The 16948-nt window shown below is 66.7% G+C and carries 21 protein-coding genes; 11 read left to right on the top strand and 10 right to left on the bottom strand.

Annotated elements, in window-relative coordinates; translation table 11 throughout:
- Nucleotides 1-573, top strand: a complete 573-nt coding sequence (pnuC, locus tag ACVOME_RS05800) for a nicotinamide riboside transporter PnuC (RefSeq protein WP_053518445.1) — start codon at nucleotides 1-3, stop codon at nucleotides 571-573.
- 16 nt (nucleotides 574-589) lie between these two features.
- On the opposite strand, the gene ACVOME_RS05795 is transcribed toward pnuC, so the two are convergent.
- The 3 genes from ACVOME_RS05795 to ACVOME_RS05785 all read right to left on the bottom strand — a co-directional run bounded on the left by ACVOME_RS05795 (nucleotide 590) and on the right by ACVOME_RS05785 (nucleotide 2853).
- Entirely contained in the window at nucleotides 590-1009 is a 420-nt protein-coding gene (locus ACVOME_RS05795; protein ID WP_346475825.1) for a hypothetical protein, read from the bottom strand.
- A 73-nt stretch (nucleotides 1010-1082) separates the two neighbouring features.
- Nucleotides 1083-2057, bottom strand: coding sequence for a Dyp-type peroxidase (locus ACVOME_RS05790; RefSeq protein ID WP_460256175.1), 975 nt, complete (start codon nucleotides 2055-2057; stop codon nucleotides 1083-1085).
- A gap of 220 nt (nucleotides 2058-2277) precedes the next feature.
- A complete protein-coding gene (locus tag ACVOME_RS05785; protein WP_065174160.1) occupies nucleotides 2278-2853 on the bottom strand; it encodes an OmpO family porin in 576 nt (191 codons plus the stop codon).
- A 320-nt stretch (nucleotides 2854-3173) separates the two neighbouring features.
- Here ACVOME_RS05785 and ACVOME_RS05780 point away from each other — a divergent pair, with 320 nt between their 5' ends.
- The gene (locus ACVOME_RS05780; RefSeq protein ID WP_180876382.1) at nucleotides 3174-3698 is read left to right on the top strand and encodes a DUF6622 family protein; all 525 of its coding nucleotides are present in this window, start codon (nucleotides 3174-3176) and stop codon (nucleotides 3696-3698) included.
- Between the two features lie 33 nt (nucleotides 3699-3731).
- Here the strand turns inward: ACVOME_RS05780 and arsH are convergent, their stop codons facing one another.
- Nucleotides 3732-4472, bottom strand: a complete 741-nt coding sequence (gene arsH / locus ACVOME_RS05775; RefSeq protein ID WP_065182062.1) for an arsenical resistance protein ArsH — start codon at nucleotides 4470-4472, stop codon at nucleotides 3732-3734.
- 17 nt (nucleotides 4473-4489) lie between these two features.
- Between arsH and ACVOME_RS05770 the strand changes: the two genes are divergently transcribed.
- The 6 genes from ACVOME_RS05770 to ACVOME_RS05745 all read left to right on the top strand — a co-directional run bounded on the left by ACVOME_RS05770 (nucleotide 4490) and on the right by ACVOME_RS05745 (nucleotide 9060).
- Nucleotides 4490-4819: an ArsR/SmtB family transcription factor gene (locus ACVOME_RS05770; protein ID WP_053518034.1), complete on the top strand. Its 330-nt coding sequence runs from the start codon at nucleotides 4490-4492 to the stop codon at nucleotides 4817-4819.
- 38 nt (nucleotides 4820-4857) lie between these two features.
- Nucleotides 4858-5361 (top strand): arsenate reductase ArsC, encoded by a 504-nt coding sequence (locus ACVOME_RS05765; RefSeq protein ID WP_164152961.1) that lies wholly within the window; start codon nucleotides 4858-4860, stop codon nucleotides 5359-5361.
- 14 nt (nucleotides 5362-5375) lie between these two features.
- Nucleotides 5376-6422 (top strand): ACR3 family arsenite efflux transporter, encoded by a 1047-nt coding sequence (gene arsB, locus ACVOME_RS05760; protein WP_481504823.1) that lies wholly within the window; start codon nucleotides 5376-5378, stop codon nucleotides 6420-6422.
- A gap of 449 nt (nucleotides 6423-6871) precedes the next feature.
- Entirely contained in the window at nucleotides 6872-7588 is a 717-nt protein-coding gene (locus ACVOME_RS05755) for a DUF2971 domain-containing protein (RefSeq protein WP_414487556.1), read from the top strand.
- A 524-nt stretch (nucleotides 7589-8112) separates the two neighbouring features.
- The gene (locus ACVOME_RS05750) at nucleotides 8113-8484 is read left to right on the top strand and encodes a hypothetical protein (protein ID WP_481504822.1); all 372 of its coding nucleotides are present in this window, start codon (nucleotides 8113-8115) and stop codon (nucleotides 8482-8484) included.
- Nucleotides 8485-8580: 96 nt separating this feature from the next.
- A complete protein-coding gene (locus tag ACVOME_RS05745; RefSeq protein WP_481504821.1) occupies nucleotides 8581-9060 on the top strand; it encodes a YybH family protein in 480 nt (159 codons plus the stop codon).
- Nucleotides 9061-9211: 151 nt separating this feature from the next.
- On the opposite strand, the gene ACVOME_RS05740 is transcribed toward ACVOME_RS05745, so the two are convergent.
- The 5 genes from ACVOME_RS05740 to ACVOME_RS05720 form a co-directional block, all read right to left on the bottom strand.
- Nucleotides 9212-10237, bottom strand: a complete 1026-nt coding sequence (locus tag ACVOME_RS05740; protein ID WP_053518041.1) for an NAD(P)H-dependent glycerol-3-phosphate dehydrogenase — start codon at nucleotides 10235-10237, stop codon at nucleotides 9212-9214.
- A gap of 19 nt (nucleotides 10238-10256) precedes the next feature.
- Nucleotides 10257-10775, bottom strand: a complete 519-nt coding sequence (gene secB, locus ACVOME_RS05735) for a protein-export chaperone SecB (protein WP_004153553.1) — start codon at nucleotides 10773-10775, stop codon at nucleotides 10257-10259.
- A 100-nt stretch (nucleotides 10776-10875) separates the two neighbouring features.
- Nucleotides 10876-11313 (bottom strand): rhodanese-like domain-containing protein, encoded by a 438-nt coding sequence (locus ACVOME_RS05730; protein ID WP_053518043.1) that lies wholly within the window; start codon nucleotides 11311-11313, stop codon nucleotides 10876-10878.
- 56 nt (nucleotides 11314-11369) lie between these two features.
- Nucleotides 11370-11795 carry a hypothetical protein gene (locus ACVOME_RS05725; protein WP_065182065.1) on the bottom strand — a complete coding sequence of 142 codons (426 nt, stop codon included), beginning with the start codon at nucleotides 11793-11795 and terminating at the stop codon, nucleotides 11370-11372.
- A 32-nt stretch (nucleotides 11796-11827) separates the two neighbouring features.
- The gene (locus ACVOME_RS05720; RefSeq protein WP_053518047.1) at nucleotides 11828-12295 is read right to left on the bottom strand and encodes a YiiD C-terminal domain-containing protein; all 468 of its coding nucleotides are present in this window, start codon (nucleotides 12293-12295) and stop codon (nucleotides 11828-11830) included.
- 35 nt (nucleotides 12296-12330) lie between these two features.
- Here ACVOME_RS05720 and ACVOME_RS05715 point away from each other — a divergent pair, with 35 nt between their 5' ends.
- The 3 genes from ACVOME_RS05715 (at nucleotide 12331) to ACVOME_RS05705 (ending at nucleotide 15538) form a co-directional block, all read left to right on the top strand.
- Nucleotides 12331-13137, top strand: a complete 807-nt coding sequence (locus ACVOME_RS05715; protein WP_053518049.1) for a uroporphyrinogen-III synthase — start codon at nucleotides 12331-12333, stop codon at nucleotides 13135-13137.
- Nucleotides 13138-13241: 104 nt separating this feature from the next.
- Complete coding sequence (locus tag ACVOME_RS05710; RefSeq protein WP_164152958.1) at nucleotides 13242-14231, top strand: uroporphyrinogen-III C-methyltransferase; 990 nt, start codon at nucleotides 13242-13244, stop codon at nucleotides 14229-14231.
- Nucleotides 14228-15538: a heme biosynthesis HemY N-terminal domain-containing protein gene (locus tag ACVOME_RS05705; protein ID WP_053518053.1), complete on the top strand. Its 1311-nt coding sequence runs from the start codon at nucleotides 14228-14230 to the stop codon at nucleotides 15536-15538. The genes ACVOME_RS05710 and ACVOME_RS05705 overlap by 4 nt, the downstream gene beginning before the upstream one ends.
- A 97-nt stretch (nucleotides 15539-15635) precedes the next feature.
- Here ACVOME_RS05705 and ACVOME_RS05700 read toward each other — a convergent pair whose 3' ends face one another.
- Nucleotides 15636-16931 (bottom strand): acetyl-CoA C-acetyltransferase, encoded by a 1296-nt coding sequence (locus tag ACVOME_RS05700; protein WP_476342861.1) that lies wholly within the window; start codon nucleotides 16929-16931, stop codon nucleotides 15636-15638.
- Nucleotides 16932-16948: the final 17 nt, after the last annotated feature.

Below are 16948 nucleotides of genomic sequence, written 5' to 3'. Positions count from 1 at the left end.
GTGCTCGAGTGGACCGCCGCGCTGTGCAGCGTGCTGGGCGTATGGCTGATGGCGCGCCGGCGGCTGGCAGCGTGGCCGGTCGGCCTGCTGTCGGTGGCGCTGTACGGCCTGGTGTTCGCCGAGGCCAGGCTGTACTCCGACACGCTGCTGCAGGTCGCCTTCGCCGGCTTCCTGGTCTATGGCTGGATCAACTGGCGCCAGCACGCCGCCGATGAGGGCAGCATCCGCATCGTGCCGCTGGCACGCGGAAAACTGCTGCGTGACCTGATCATCGGCCTGTGCGGTGGCGTGGCGCTGGGCACGGTCATGCACACCTTCACCGATGCGGCGCTGCCATGGCTGGACGCGATGCTGACCGCCCTGAGCCTGGTCGGCCAGTGGTGGCAGGCGCGCCGCCATGTGGCGTGCTGGTGGGTGTGGATCGGGGTGGACGTGGTTTACGTGGGCGCGTACCTGTTCAAGTCGCTGCACGTCACGGCCGCGCTGTATGTGTTCTTCCTGGGGCTGGCAGTATTCGGCCTGCGCGCCTGGAGTGCGGCGGCGCGGGAGCGCGAGCTGCTGCCGGCGCGGTAGTGCCGCGCAGTGCACTTCACTTCGGCTGCAGCACCAGCCCCAACCGCAACGGCTGGCGCATGTCGGCCGGTGGCGCCGACGACAGCGGCGCCGACTGCAGCGTCGCGCGCAGATCCGCGTCCGCCTGCGCATCGCCGAGACTGTCGAATTCCAGTTTCGCGATGCGGCCATCGGCTGCGATCCAGAGGCTGACCGGCAGCGGCGTGGGCACCTGTGGGTGCGCCTGCAGCCAGGCCAGCACGCGCTGCACCTTCGGGTCCTGCTCCTGCTGCAGGCGCTGCTGCAGCTCACTGCCTGCCGTGGCGGCGTAGGCCATCCAGTGCGGTGGAGCCTCATCGGCCGAGACGGCCCCGGCGCCGCCCAGCGCCAGAAGGCCGATCAGCGACGCCAGCGGTCGCCACCAGCGGCGGCGGTCGGCGCGAAGTATGGATTCCATGGCGGTACCCTCATGCAGTCGTCCAGCGCTCCATCGTCGGCGGCGCGGATGACAGGCAGATGGCGGGCAGGCATCACCCGCCCAGGTCGGCCAGCACCTTGCGCGAAGGCGCGAAGAAGGTCACGCCGGTCATCGCGGTAGAGAAGTCCAGGATGCGGTCATGCAGCGGCGCAGGGTTGCCGATGAACATGCGCTCGAGCATCTTCTCGATCACCCACAGGCGGCGCGTGTAGCCGATGAAGTACGTACCGTACTCACCGCGCCCCGGGTTGGCGAAGGGCATGTTGTCGCGCAGGATGTCGTGCTCGCCGTCGGCGTCCTCGATGGTGCACAGCGTCTTGTGCGACTTCTGCGCGTCGGCCGGCGCATCGTCCAGCTCGGTGTTGTCGTGCTTGGTGCGGCCGATGATCGCCTCCTGCACCTCGGTCTTCTGCGCGCGCCATGCGTCGAGGTTGTGCAGGTACTTCTGTACCACCACGTAGCTGCCGCCGGCATGCGCGGGATCCTCGTCGCCGACGATCGTGGCGTCCGGCAGCGACAACCCTTCCGGATTGGCCGTGCCGTCAACGAAATCGAGCAGGTCGCGGCCGTCGAAATAGCGGAAGCCGGCCACCTCATCGACCGTCTCCACCGCATCGCCGAACGCCATCAGCAGGTTGCGCTCGAACGCCACGATCAGGTCCATCGTGCGTGCCCGGATGTGGTACAGCAGATCGCCCGGGGTCGACACCGCGGTGTGGATGGCGCCCTTGATCTCGCGGAACGGATGCAGCTCGCGCGGCGGCGTGCTGCCAACCAGCGGCTGCCACACACGGTGGCCGATCGCCACATTGCAGGTGAAGGTCCGTTCGATCTCCCGGATGGCCGTGTTCTTGATCAGGTCATCGGTGCTGGCCAGCACGTCGCGCACCTTCGCGATCGAGTCCGCATCATCCTTCACCTTCAGCACCAGGAAGGCGGCCGAGTGGGTCAGCGGCGCAGTGATCTGCTGCGGCTCGTTGTCGAGCGTGTGATTGAGGGCGGTGATCGGTGCGGGCTGGGAATTCACGGCAGTTCCTGCGGGCTTGAGGCGGGCGCATCGCGCATGGTGCAGCGATGTGCGGGCGATCATAGCGGAACGGCTTCCGCTGCGACGGAGCGGTTCTCAGTCGCGCGCCAGCCGCTTGGGGCGCAGAAAAGTGAAGCCCGGCGCGAGGCCGGGCTTCGATGGCGTGCGGGAGAGAGAGAGAGTCACACGCCAGTTACACGCACTAACGACAGAGCGTTTCTTACCAGGTGAAGCGCGGGCCGACGAACCACTCGCGGTCGCCCGCCTTGGCCAGCTTCACTTCGCCACTCAGGCCCCAGTTCTGGTTGAACTTGGCGGTGGCACCGACGCGGCCGTAGAACTCGCCGTCCGGGTTGTAGCCGTGCTTCTTGCTGAAATCTTCGTAGCCGGCCAGCGCGTAGCCTTCCAGGTACGGGTTGAACGCGGTGCGCACGCCCACTTCAGTGGAGTAGCCATTGAAGTCCAGGCCGCGCTTCTCGTCGTACTTCTGATAGGCCACGCGGGCCACCAGGTCGGTGTTCGGTGCGATGCCGTAGTTGTAGCCGACACCCAGGCGCCACTGGTCGACGTCATTCTTGAAGCGGTCGGTTTCCTGCGCGCTGTAGTCGCCGAAGATGTGGAAGTTCGGGTGGACGGCCACCGAGCCCTTCACGCCCCAGCCATCGGCGTCGCCGCCCTTGGCATCGGTGTTCACGTAGCCGCCTTCAACGTAGTTGTACGACAGGCCATCGGCAGCCGATGCAGCGAACGGCAGGGCAGCCAGCAGACCCAGGGCAAGCAGCGAATTCTTGTTCATCGGGACACACCTTTAATTATTTTGGTTTCGTCGACCGCCTCCCGGGAGGGGGAGAGAGGAGAGGCGGTCGACAGGTGTGAATTATCCGTTTGTTGGCGAAATCAGCCCTGAATATTGAACTGACCGGTACATGAATGAAGTTGCTGTTCAGGGAACTCCGGGGCTGGTCGACAGCAGCATGCTGCTGCATGCCAGCGCCACCTACCCGTCATGTCCCTTCAGGCGGCTGACACCTGTCACTGGTTCGGGAAGGCTCCGGCGCGAATAGTACGCGTCACAGCCCGGCACCACTGCGCCGGCACTCACCAAGGGGACCTGTCATGAGCCTGTTCCAGCAACTCCTTTCGCATACTCCGATCTGGGTCTGGGTGCTGATGGTGTTTCTCATCACCCGGGGCATCGCGGCCATGAAGCCCGGCGAAACCTCGTTGCCTACGCTGGCGATCGTGCCGGCGGTGTTCGCGGCATGGGGGGTGTGGTCCATCAGCCACCGCTACGGCGCATCGTGGTCGGCCTGGGGCGAGTGGCTGGTCGGCGTCGGCGCAGGAACGGGCCTGGGTTGGCTGTTGCTGCGCCGGGCGCGTGTGGCCATGAACAGTGCGACGGGACGGCTGTGGCGCAGCGCGGATTACAGCCTGCTGCCGCTGCTGCTGATCACGTTCCTGGTGAAGTATGGCTTCGAAACGGCGCTCGCAGTGTCGCCCGCGCTGAGCGCGAACTCAGGTTTCAGCGCTGCCTACCTGCTGCTGTCCGGTGGTTTCACCGGCATCTTCATCGGCCGCTACTGCCGGTATCTGTCGGCGGCACGCCTTGAGGGGCACAGCCGGATGGGAGCTGCCAGCTGAGGCGGTGCACCCGGGAGGCGTCGCGCAGTGCCGTCACCCGGTGCCGGCTGCGGTCGTCGCCCCTGCGGCCTGCGCCAGCACTGCCGCTGCAGCGTCGCCCTTGCGCTCGCTGTAGCGATCCACCAGGTAGTCCGCCCGGCCCCGCGTCAACAGGGTGAACTTCACCAGTTCCTCCATGACATCCACCACCCGGTCGTAGTATGGCGAGGGCTTCATTCGTCCGTCCTCATCGAACTCCTGCCAGGCCTTGGCCACCGAAGACTGGTTGGGGATGGTCAGCATGCGCATCCAGCGCCCCAACACCCTCAGGGTGTTGACGGTGTTGAACGATTGGGAGCCGCCACTCACCTGCATCACGGCCAACGTTCTGCCCTGCGTGGGCCGCACGCTGCCGTCCTCCAGCGGCAACCAGTCGATCTGGTTCTTGAACACGCCGGTGACGGTACCGTGCCGTTCCGGGCTGACCCACACCTGCCCCTCAGACCACTGCGACCACGCGCGCAGCCGCTGCACTTCGGGATGGCTCCTGTCCACGCTGTCCACCATCGGAAGCGCATGCGGATCGAACACCCGGGTTTCGCAACCCAGATGCTGCAGGAGCCGCTCGGCTTCCAGGGCCAGCTTGCGGCTGAACGACTGCGGCCTCAGCGAACCGTAGAGCAGCAGGATGCGGGGCGGTCCCAGATTCCCCGCGGCGAGCAGGCTGGGGTCGGGCTGGGGCAGCGAGGCTTCCCTCAGATTCGGCAGCTGGGTACTTGCGATCGTCTTATTCATTCGACTATTCTAGAAATATGGAAACGTCAAATGCAATCGTCGCGCTCACCGCGTTGGGCCACGCCACCCGCCTGGCGGCCTTCCGCCTGCTGGTGGAAGCCGGTCCAGCGGGGCGCGTGGCCGGTGACATCGCGGCGGCCCTGCAGGTGCCACCGGCCACACTCAGCTTCCACCTGAAGGAGCTGGTACAGGCCGGCCTGGTGGAGAACGAGAGCCAGGGCCGCAATGTCTGTTACCGCGCCAACTTCGCCGCCATGACCGGCTTGATCGAGTACCTCACGCACAACTGCTGCGCGGGTTCGCCGAGCGAGGAGTGCGGGCCCACTGCGCCCGCATGCAAGTGCTGAAGCCCGATCCAACCTCCTGCCATCACAACGACTGCACCATGACACACAACGTCCTGTTCCTCTGTACCGGCAACAGCGCCCGCAGCGTCCTTGCCGAGGCCACGCTGCGAGCCTGGGGCGCTGAACGTTTCAATGCATTCAGCGCAGGCAGCCACCCCACCGGCCAGGTCAACCCATTCGCGCTCGCACAGCTGCAGGCCGAAGGAATCACCATCGATGGGCTGCGCAGCAAATCGTGGGATGAGTTCGTGGATGCTGCGCCCATGGACCTGGTGATCACCGTGTGCGATTCGGCTGCGGCAGACGCCTGCCCGGTGGTGTTTGGCGACTTCATTCGCAGCCACTGGGGCCAGCCGGATCCGGCCGCAGTTGCAGGCAGCGATGCCGAGAAAGCAGCCGCGTTTGCACGCGCGCATGCCATCGTGAAATCGCGGCTGCGTGCGTTGATCGATCTGCCCGGATCGTTGTGGTCCGACCGCGAGGCAATGCAGAACGCTCTGGATCAGATCGGCCGGTTGCAGCCGACCGACAGCACACCGTGACGGCGCCCGCGCGCATGCGCCTGTTCGAGCGCTACCTCACCCTGTGGGTCGCGCTGTGCATCGCGGCCGGTACCCTGCTGGGACACCTCCTGCCCGGCGCCTTTGCGGCACTGGCGTCCGCCGAAGTGGCCAAGGTCAACCTGCCGGTCGCGGCACTGATCTGGCTGATGATCATCCCGATGCTGCTGAAGGTCGACTACGGCGCAATGCGCCAGTTGCAGCAGCACTGGAAAGGCATCGGCGTAACGTTGTTCATCAACTGGGCGGTCAAGCCCTTTTCGATGGCACTGCTGGGCTGGGTATTCCTGCGTCACCTCTTCGCGGAATGGCTGCCAGCCGGCCAGATCGACAGCTATATCGCCGGCCTGATCCTGCTGGCAGCCGCGCCCTGCACCGCGATGGTGTTCGTGTGGAGCAACCTGTGCCGCGGCGATGCGAACTTCACGTTGAGCCAGGTCGCGCTGAACGACGCGATCATGGTGGTGGCCTATGCGCCGGTGGTCGCGTTGCTGCTCGGCATGTCCGCGATCACTGTTCCGTGGGACACCCTGCTGCTGTCAGTGGGTTTGTACATCGTTGCACCTGTCGGTGTTGCCACCCTGCTGCGGCGCTGGATGCTTTCGCGCAGCGGCGAGGCCGGTCTGCAGCTGGCGCTGACCCGACTCGGCCCGGTTTCGCTGTCGGCCCTTCTACTGACACTGGTGCTGCTGTTCGGCTTTCAAGGTCAGCAGATCGTCGAGCAGCCACTGGTCATCGCGCTGATCGCTGTGCCCATCCTGATCCAGGTCTATTTCACTTCGGGCCTGGCCTATCTGCTCAACCGTCGTCTGGGCGTCGCCCATTGCGTGGCCGGCCCATCGGCGCTGATCGGCGCGAGCAACTTCTTCGAGCTGGCGGTCGCAACCGCCGTCGGGCTCTTCGGTGTGCATTCGGGCGCCGCGCTGGCCACCGTTGTCGGTGTACTGATCGAGGTGCCGGTGATGTTGTCGGTCGTTCGTATCGTGAACCGTACTGAAGGCTGGTACGAGAGGCAGGGTGCGGGTAGCCGCGGGCAGTCGTAGAGAAAGAATGTCTGTATTCGCCCTTGGATTCAATCAGTTCACAGAGCGCGATTCCGCATATGAGCGGATATTGAACTTGCGACCAAGTCAGCCCTTCTAGCCTACGAACGAGTTCGGTCGCGATGTCATTCCATTGAGTGGTGGGCGAGAGCAAGTGGCACAGCTCGTGATGGCCGTCCAGTCTTCAGCGCCTGCTGTAATTCGGCACAGGCGCATCCACCTGAGACTGCCCCCTTGCGCAGAGTGAAGCGATTATCCACCCTGTCCATTGAAACCCAGCATTCGCACCCCTTATGCGACCTCCTTCAACCCTGTACAAGTACTTGACTGCCAACACCGCCGAGATAGTGCTTAAGTCGAGGACGCTTCGCTGGTCTAGTCCGTTACTGTTCAACGATCCCATCGAGTTCCAGCGACTACCTCGATTCGATCCACCGCTAAAGCAGGCCATGAACGAGCTTCCAAGGTTGCTCGTGGACGCAGCATTGCAAGCACGTGAGATCGATGTCGCTCGCCTGACGCCGATGACGCGCCGGATGTACGACATGATCTGCTTCGGCCTGAATCACGGGATGTCGCCAGATGATTTTCTTGAAGGAGCACCGGAGGAAAGCCGCGAGCTCGACCGGATTCATGAAGCTATGATCCGAGACCATCTCGGCACAGAGTTTGCCGCTCATGCTCGTGTAATGTGCCTGACGGCCAATCCGGTCAACCCGGCGATGTGGGCCAACTACGCAGGCAACGGATCTGGCTGCGTCCTAGGGTTTAGGCACATTCCCGCTGAGAACACACCATTTCTTGAATCTCGATCTGTGCACTACAGCAACGAAGTGCCGGTCTTATGCTCGGGGTTGGACTTCTACCTCTATGCCGACAAGCAGACCATCGGACAGGGGGTAGTCAACGCCATCTGCTACACGAAGCGTGAAGAGTGGCGCTACGAGGAAGAGTGGCGGGCAATCACATGGCGTAGTAGCGAGGGTGATGCTCTCTTTGGTGACTACCCCTTCCTTCCCGCAGAGCTTGAGTCCGTCACGTTCGGTTTGAAATGCGAACCGGAGCAGCGGAAAAGGCTAATGGAGTTGGTTCGATGTCACTACCCGCAATGCTTGATGCAGCAGATTCAGGTGGCTCGTGGTGCGCTTGTCCGCGCTGACCTCTAATCACCAGCCCTGGCCAATGGGACGTCCTGGCTAAGCTAAAGTTGTAATGCAGATGAAAAACGATGGTCCGCTCAGCTGGCTCAAGTACCTGTCGCAAACGCCTAAACCACATAACGGCCCGCTCCCCTTCAACCACGACCCGTGTCGCAAATTCCCCGAACGCGTGAGGCCCTTGCGCCATCAACGTCTGCGACTACTTAACCGTGTGCGAGGATGCTGAAAGCGTCGAGCATCGTGGGTTGAATACAACTCGGCTCATTGGCGTTGCGCAGTGACACAGGTACAGATGCGGTGCCACCCCCAAAGGTGGCCGGGCATCGAAAACCCGTGGAGTTGCTTGATTACGGTTGCCAGCCGGTGTCACCTCGTGTGGTGCCGGCTGGCAACGCGTCCGCCGGCCATGGCGGGCGGAGCGTGGAGGCCTTGTGCCTGCCGGCCTAGCAACCTCCCGGTTTTCGAGCCACGTCTCCGCCCGCCACCTTTATCCGTGGCGGCTACCGTCTGTCCTGCACGGAGCCTCATCAATGACCACACCTGAGTTTCCCCCTCCGCATTCCGACAGCGCGCCGGCCAACGACGCCGATGCGACCCCCCAACAGTCCCAGTCCGACCCCAACACCTTCATCGCCACGCTGAAACGGATCGGCAGCGGCGCAGCCGCCGATGGCCTGCCCTGGCCGGAACGCCATCCGCTGCCTGGCCGTCAGCTGGCGCTGGCCGATGCCGACTGCGCGCACGCCGGCCTGCGGGTGGCGCTGGAGATGCTGCTGGCCGCCGAGCGTGTCCGGCAGAACGGGCCGGAGGAGCAGTACGTGGGCGATCGCGTGATGGAAGGACTGGTGATGGCCTGCCTGTCACTGTCAGTGCAGGCCGGCACCTTGCTGCGTCCGGGCTGACAGGGAGGTTTCGCGCACCCTCGGCCGCGTGATCCGGGGCCGGCCCGTGTGGTTATTCTTGCGGCCAGGCTTCCGCCACCGCCCGGGACTCTTCGCATGCGCCGACCCTTCCATGCCGCGATCCTTCTTGCCACCGTGCTGCTGGCCGGTCCTGCCCTCGCGCAGCACGCCAGCAGCGCACCGCCGCCCGCTGAACGCCTGCCCGACGTGGCACTGCCTGCGGCACTGGATCGCGTGCTGCGCGACTACGAGCGGGCGTGGAGCGCGGGCGATGGCAAGGCACTGGCGGCGCTGTTCGCCGAAGACGGATTCATCCTGCAAAGCCAACAGCCGCCGGTGCGCGGGCGCGACGCGATCGCGGCCGCCTACGCCGGACAGGGCGGAAGCCCGCTGCGCCTGCGTGCGCTGGCGTACGCGGTGGACAGGAGCACGGCCTACATCATTGGTGCCTACACGTTTGGCGGCAACGTCGGCGATACCGGAAAGTTCACGCTGACGCTGACGCGCGCGGGCGATGGACCCTGGATGATCTTCTCGGACATGGACAACGGCAACGCGCCGCCACGGGCGCGGTGATCGGGCGTTGCAGTGGATCCACGCCATGCGTGGATATGCTGCACGCGTGATGCCAAGCAAGCTTGGCACCCACCAAAGCCTGTGTCCGGTCCGGCACCCGCATGGGGTACTCCCTGATGAAAAAACCCCGGCGCATGGCCGGGGTTTTCGGTTACTTGAACAGCGTGTCCGGATATTCCGGTTTCTGTTCGCGCGCCAGCAATGCGCGCAGGCCCTCTGCCGGGGTCTGCTCGCCGTGCAGTACGGCGCGTACGCCATCGGAGATCGGCAGGTCGATGCCGTGTCGGCGTGCCTGACGCATCACCTCATCGGCCGTCTGCACCGATTCGACCACCTGCCCGATCTCGCGCACGGCATCCTGCAGCGTCTGCCCGCGGCCCAGGGCCAGGCCCAGGCGGCGGTTGCGCGACAGGTCGCCGGTGCAGGTCAGCACCAGATCGCCCAGGCCCGCCAGACCCATCAGGGTTTCCGGCTTGGCACCGATCGCCGCGGCCAGCCGCAGCATCTCGTTGAGGCCGCGGGTGATCAGGCCGGCACGGGCGTTGAGGCCCAGCTGCATGCCATCGGCAACGCCGGTGGCCACGGCCAGCACGTTCTTCATCGCGCCCCCCAGCTCGGCACCGACCATGTCGTCGCCGGTGTAGGCACGGAACGCCGGGCCATGCATCGCTTCGGCCACGGTCTGCGCGAACGCCGGCACGTCGCCGTGCACGGTGATCGCGGTGGGCAGGCCCTGGGTGACTTCCTTGGCGAACGACGGCCCGGTGACGACAGCCAGCGGCACGTCCTCGCCGAGGATCTCGCGCGCGACTTCATGCAGGAAACGGCCGGAGCCGGGCTCGAAACCCTTGGTCGCCCAGGCCACGCCGGCACCGGCCGGACGCAGCGGCGCCAGCGCGCGCACGGTCTCGTTGAACGCGTGCGACGGGGTCACCACCAGGATCCAGGCGGCACCGTGCACCGCCGACGCCAGGTCGGTGGTGGCATGCAGGCTGTCCGGCAGCGGGATGCCCGGCAGGTAGCGCGGATTCTCGTGGCGCTGGTCGATGGCCTCGACCACGGCGGCATCACGCCCCCACAGCACGGTCGGATGACCGTGCCGGGCGAGCAGGCTGGCCAGCGCGGTTCCCCAGGAACCGGCGCCCAGCACGGCGATCTTGTCAGCGGTAGTGCTCATCCGTGACGTCGCGGCGGATTCAGGCGTTGCCGGCCGGCTCGGAGTCAGCCAGCGACGGTGCGTCGCCCTGCTCCTGGCGCTGGCGCAGGGTTTCTGCGTACAGGCCTTCGAAGTTGATCGGCTGCAGGAAGAACGGCGGGAAGCCGCCGGCCTGGATCAGATCGCTGACCAGCTGGCGCACGTACGGGAACAGGATGTTCGGGCACTGGGTGCCGAGCAGCACGTCGATCGACTGCGGGTCCAGGCCGACCAGGCCGAACACGCCGGCCTGCTTCACTTCGGCCACGTAGGCGGTGCGCTCACCGGCCTGGCAGGTCAGGGTGACGGCCAGCACGACTTCGAACGCGTTCTCACCCAGGCGCTGCACCTGCTGGTTCAGATTCAGCTGCAGCTCCGGCTGCACCTGGTCATTGAAGATGGTCGGTGCGTTCGGCGACTCGAAGGAGACGTCCTTGACGTAGATCTTCTCGACGGTGAAAGCGGGGCCGGTAGCGGCATCGACCGGCGCAGCGGCGCCGTTGGTGATCTCTTCGGACATTTCCAGTAACTCCAGGTGAATGCAATGAAAACTAGGGTCGAATTACTGCGATGGGGGCGGCATCAGGCCCATACAAGGCCGGATCCGCCACCTGCGGCAATCAGTTGCGGCCCTTGACCAGCGGCAGTTCGGCCTGCTGCCAGGCGGGAATGCCGCCCTCGAGCACGAAGACCTTTTCGAAACCGGCCTTCTTCAGCGCCTTGGCGGCGGTTTCCGATGCGTTGCCGTTGCGGCACACCAGAACCACCGGCGCCTGCTTGGCGCTGGCCACGAGCTTGTGCTCCGGGCCGAACGCGCTGGCCTGCGCATTGCGGCTGCCGGCGATGTGGCCCTTTTCGAAGTCACCGCTGGCGGACAGGTCCACCACCACCGTGCCGCCCGCATTCATCAGCTGGGTCAGTTCGGCGGGCTTGATGCCCTTGAAGCCCCGGAACAGGCGGCGGATTTCGGTGACGATGAGGGCCACGGTCAGGCCGACCAGGGCCGCGGACAGCATCGGGTTTCGGCCTGCAAAGGCCAGCAACTCTTCGTAATTCACTCAGGTCACGGGTCGATAAGCGGGCGCCGATTGTCGCACAAGCCGGACGCGGCCCGTCACTGCCCCTGCCACAGATCCGGCAGGCCACCGGCCTGCCACCAGCGCTTCGCCTCGGCATCCCAGCGCCACCGCTCGGTCACCACCACGGTGCGCTCTGCCTGGGTGTTCTGGTTGATGACGCCGATTTCCACCCGGCGCTCGACCTGGCCATCGGGCAGCGAGGCGCTGCTGCGCTCGCGGTAGGAGGACACCCGCAGCTGTGCATAACGGTTGAGCTCGAACTCGGTGGGCGGCTTTTCCTTGCGCAGCACCGGATCCAGGTAGCCGATGGCGTCGTCCATGCTGCCCCAGCGGATCGTCGCCCCGTAGGCGATCTGGGTCTCTTCCAGCATCTTGCGCTGCTTGCGGCTCAGCTCGTCGGCACCGGCCATGGCGCTGACCAGCAGCAGGGAACTCAACAGGATCTGGATGAGGCGGCGCATCAGGGGTTTCCGCAGGGCGTCAGCCTGCCATCCTACCCTTTGGCGAAGGCAACGAAGCGACCGCTGAACTCGGCAGCGGCCCGGCCGTCGGCGGCCGGCTGGGTGGCGATGATGCTGATGCGGGCCTTGCGACGCTGGCGGAAGGTGGCCAGGAAGGTGTCCCAGGCACCGCTTTCGGCCGCCTCGGCCTGCGCGTGCAGGTCTTCGTAGACCGGTGCCAGGTAGCGCAGGTTGCTGTCGGCCACGTAGACCTCGGCATCGTGGCCGGCCAGGCGCAGGCGCAGGCTGACCAGCGCCCAGCCGGACAGGGTCAGCACCGAGGCCAGGCTGCCGCCGAAGGCGTTGCCCTTGTCGTTGACGTTCGCCGTCAGCGGCGCGGTGATGCGCAGCACGCCATCGGCATAGCCGTCCAGGCGGATCTGCATGGCACGGACCGCAGGCATGCAGTCAAGCACCTCCTGCAGGGAGGCCAACGAGGAGCTCAGGGCATCAACGGACATCGGAGCAGCAACCACGACAACGGCGGGCCCGCATAATGCAGGCAATGGATGACCATACGATACCCACTGGCAGCGCGTGCCGCGGCGCGGGCTGGACGCTGATCTCGCTGCGTCCGCAGGGCCAGCATGCGGCGCTGCGCCGCGCCGTTGCTGGGCTCGGCGGGCAGCTGGTGGCGCTGTCGCCGTGGCGGCTGCAACGCTTGCAGGGCCCTGCCGTGGTGCGCCAGCTGCAACGCGCGCTGAACTGCGATCGGGTGGTGTTCACCAGCCCCGCAGCCGTCACGGCGGCTGCCGCGCTGCTGCCGCTGCGCCCGGCGCAGCACAGCCCGTGGCTGACGGTTGGCGAGGGCACCACACGCGCGTTGCAGGCGCACGGCATCAGCGAGGTCCACGCGCCGCAGCGGATGGACAGCGAGGGGTTGCTGGCCCTGCCGGTACTGGCGGCGGTACAGGGCCTGCGGATCGGGCTGGTCACCGCGCCCGGTGGCCGGGGCCTGATTGCCGCCCGGCTGCAGGCGGCGGGTGCCAGCATCGAACGTGCCGATGTCTATCGGCGCCAACCACTGCGCCTGTCGCCTCGCGCCCTGTCACGGCTGGGAGAGTGTTCTGCGCCCTGGCTGATGGCGGTCAGCAGCGGTGAAGCCCTGCAACGTGTGTGGGAGCAGCTGTCGCCGCAGTGGCAGCAGCGGCTGCAGGCCCATGCCACCGCGCTGGTCGCCAGCGAACGGCTGGGCGTGCAGGCGCAGGCGCTGGGCCTGCGGGTGGTACGCAGCGCGGGGCCGACCACCCCGCAGTTGATCGCCGCTGCACACACCACGCTCACCGGGCCGGCAGCGACCTGAACAGGGACGTGGGTCACGCTTGCCGCTGTCGTCGGCAACAGGGATGCTGTGCCTGACGCTGCCTGCCGGAACCCTTCCGGCGACGCCGCCGACAAGGAAGCCTGATGAACGACACCGCCCCCGTTTCCCCACCCCGCCGCTCCCTGCGCTGGCTGCTGCTGCCGCTGGCGGTGGTGGCCGTGCTCGGTGCAGGGGGCTATGCCGGTTGGCGTTTCTGGCAGCAGCAACAGCATGAGCAGGAAGCACAGTCGCGGACGATGGCGGTGCAGTTGCAGGGCCTGGAGGCCACGCTGGATGCGCTGCGTCGCGACCAGCGCGCAACCAGCCAACGCCTGCAGGACGCGGCCGCAACCAACCGTGTGCTGCGCGACGAGATGCTGGGCCTGTCGCAGCGCAGCGCGCTGCTGGAGGAAAACCTCGCCAAGCTCGCCGACAGCGCCAACCAGGGCCGGCAGGCCGTGCAGCGCGACGAGGCCGAACTGCTGCTGACCCAGGCCGCACAGCGCTTGAACTACGCCGACGATGTCGAAGGTGCCCGCCGTCTTTATGCACAGGCCGCGACCGCGCTGGCCGCGCTGCCCGACAGCGAGGGCCTGAACCTGCGCCAGGCGCTGGTACAGGAGCGCGATGCCCTCGATGCGTTGGGTGCCGGACCCCGCGTTCAGGCGCTGCAGCGACTGGATGCGTTGGCCGGCGCCCTGCAGGGGCTGCCGACCCAAGTGGCCAGTACGCCGGCCGGCGACCAGACGCGAGCGTGGTGGCAGGCCGCTCTGGCGCCCTTCGTCGATATCAGCCCGAGCCGCCAGAACGGTCCGCTGACCGCCGCCGAACGGCGCAACGCCGACGATGCGCTGCAACTGGAACTGACCCTGGCCCGGGCGGCGATCGAGCGCGGCGACCGTGCCGGCCGTGACGCCGCGCTGTCGCGCGTGGAGCAGTGGGCACAGCGGCGCTGGCCGGATTCACCGGCCCTGCGCGCGCAGCGTGCTGAACTGCAGGCCTTGCGCGAGCTTCCCCTGCAGACCAGCAACACCGTCCTAGGCAGCACCCTGCAACAGCTGCGCACCCAGACCGACCGGAGGCTACCCGAATGAAACCCCTGCAATCCCTGGTCGTGCTGTTGCTGGCCGTGGCCATTGGTGTGGTCGCCGCGCAATGGCTCGGCACCGACGATCTCAACCGCTACGGCGAAGTGATTCTGCGCTATGGCGGCTACGACTATCACAGCAACCTGCCGAAGGTGGCGCTGCTGACGGTGATTGCAGTGCTGGTGCTGTGGCTGCTGTGGAGCCTGATCGCCGCACCGTTCCGTGCGTGGGGCCGCTACCGCCGCAAGCAGGGCCGGGTGCGCCTGATCGATGGCCTGCAGGCTTACGAGCACGGGCAGTGGCAGCGCGCGGAAAAGCTGCTCGACGGCGCCGCCAAGGATCCGGAAGTGAGCGCGGTGGCGCTGGCCAATGCCGTGCGCAGTGCACAGGCACGTGCTGACGCCAGCGCAGGTGAGGCGCTGCTGCAGCGGCTGGGTGAATCCGATGCCACCCTGCAGGCGCTGCTGCGCGCCGAGCAACTGCTGGCGCGCGACCTGCCGGTGGACGCGATCAACGTGCTGGATGTGGCCGCGATCCAGCCGCTTCCGCCGCGTGGCCTGTGGCTGCGCACCGAGGCACTGGCCCGCGCCGGTCGTGCGCACGAAGCGTATGGACAGCTGGGCGCCCTGCGTCAGAGCAAGGTGCTGCCGGCCGAATCCAACAGCGAACTGGAAGCGCGCCTGGCCGCGCAGGCGCTGCTGGAAGCGGCCGACGTCAATGCGTTGGCCGCGCAGTGGGAAGCCACGCCGAAAGCGCTGCGGCCGACCCCCGACGTGGTGGGCGCCTATGCCAGCCGCGCGGTGGCGCTGAACTGGGACGAGCCGGCGCTGCTGGCGCTGGAGCACGCCCTGGACCAGCGGTGGGACGACGAACTGGTGGCCCTGTATGGCCGCCTGCCGGCCGAACGCCTCGCCACCCGCCAGGCCAACCTGCAGCGCTGGCGCAACGTGCATGACGATTCGGCGGCGCTGCGCCTGGCACAGGGCCGCGTCGCCCTGGCCCAGCAGCAATGGGACGCTGCCGATACGTTCCTGCACGAAGCGATCGCCAGCGGCGCCGGTGCCCCGGCCTGGGAAGCGCTGGGTGAGCTGTTCGCCCAGCGGGGTGAACACGCCCTGGCTGCACAGTGCCTGGCCAACGCGCTGCGCCTGCAGCGCGGCGAGGACAGTGTGGCGCTGGTGCGCACGGCAGGGGCCGGTGCCGATGAAGTGCCGCCGCGCGCCACCGTGGAAGATCTGCCGACGGTGCCGCAACCGCCGGTGTACAACGCCAACGAAGAGCGCGACGAGTTCGGCAACCCCCGTCTTCCCTGATCGGCGCAGTGCCGGCGAAGGGTCGGCACCCCACCGGGACCGCAACGAAAAAGCCGCCCATCCGGGCGGCTTTTCCATGTACAGCCTTCTGCAGCGATCAGCGCTCGACGATCGCCACCACGCCCATGCCGCCTGCCGTGCAGATCGACACCAGCGCGCGGCCGCCGCCGCGTTCGGCCAGCTGCTTTGCGGCCGTGGCGATCACACGCGCACCGGTAGCGGCAAACGGGTGACCGGTAGCCAGCGACGAGCCCAGCAGATTGATCTTGTCCGGATCGATGCGGCCCAGCGGTGCCTCCAGGCCCAGCCGGTTGCGGCAGTAATCCTCGCTCTCCCACGCGCGCAGGGTGCACAGCACCTGTGCGGCAAACGCTTCGTGGATTTCGTAGATGTCGAAGTCCTGCAGGGTCAGGCCGTTGCGCTTGAGCATCTCGGGCACGGCCACGGTCGGTGCCATCAGCAGCCCTTCGCCGTGCACGAAATCGACCGCCGAGACATGCGCATCGCGCAGGTAGGCCTGCGGCTCGTGCCCGTGGGCGCGGGCCCATTCCTCGCTGGCCAGCAGCACCGCCGCGGCACCATCGGTGAGCGGCGTGGAGTTGGCGGCGGTCAGGGTGCCGCGGCCGGACACCTTGTCGAACGCAGGCTTCAGCGTGGCCAGCTTTTCCAGCGAGGTATCCGGGCGCAGGATGTTGTCGCGCTCCACGCCGCGGAACGGCGCGATCAGGTCGTTGAAGAAGCCACGCTCATAGGCGGCGGCCAGCTTCTTGTGCGAGGACACCGCCCACTCGTCCTGCGAGTCACGCGAGATGTTCCATTCCTTGGCCATGTCCTCGCAATGATCGCCCATGCTCTTGCCGGTGCGCGGTTCGGCCACGCCCGGGAACTCGGGCTTGAGTTCGGAGAACTTGAAGCCGGAGGTCAGCGCGCGGATCTTGTCGCCGGTGCTCTTGGCGCGGTTGGCGGCCAGCAGGCGTGCACGCAGCTTCTTGCCGTACACGATCGGCACGTCGGAAGTGGTGTCCGACCCGCCGCCGATGCCCGATTCGATCTGGCCCAGGGCAATCTTGTTGGCGACGGTGATGATGCTGTCCAGCGACGTGCCGCAGGCACGCTGCAGGGTGATGCCCGGGGTGAGCGGCGACAGTCCGGAGGACAGCGTGGCTTCGCGGCCCAGGTTCCAGTCGCTGGAGTGCTTGATCACCGCACCCATCGCCACTTCACCCAGCTGCTGGCCGTGCAGGCCGAAGCGTTCGACCAGCGCACCCAGCGTACGGACCGACATGCCGAGGTTGCCGACATCCGAATACGCGGTGTTCTGGCGGCAGAACGGAATGCGGACGCCACCGAGAATGGCGACGGGACGAGCGTTGGGCATGGAGATACCTGACATGGATGAGGGTGTCTGCA

It is taken from the genome of Stenotrophomonas sp. STEN008 (assembly GCF_056760435.1).
Note: the sequence above shows the minus strand (reverse complement) of the source record. Positions and strands in the feature narration are given on the sequence as shown.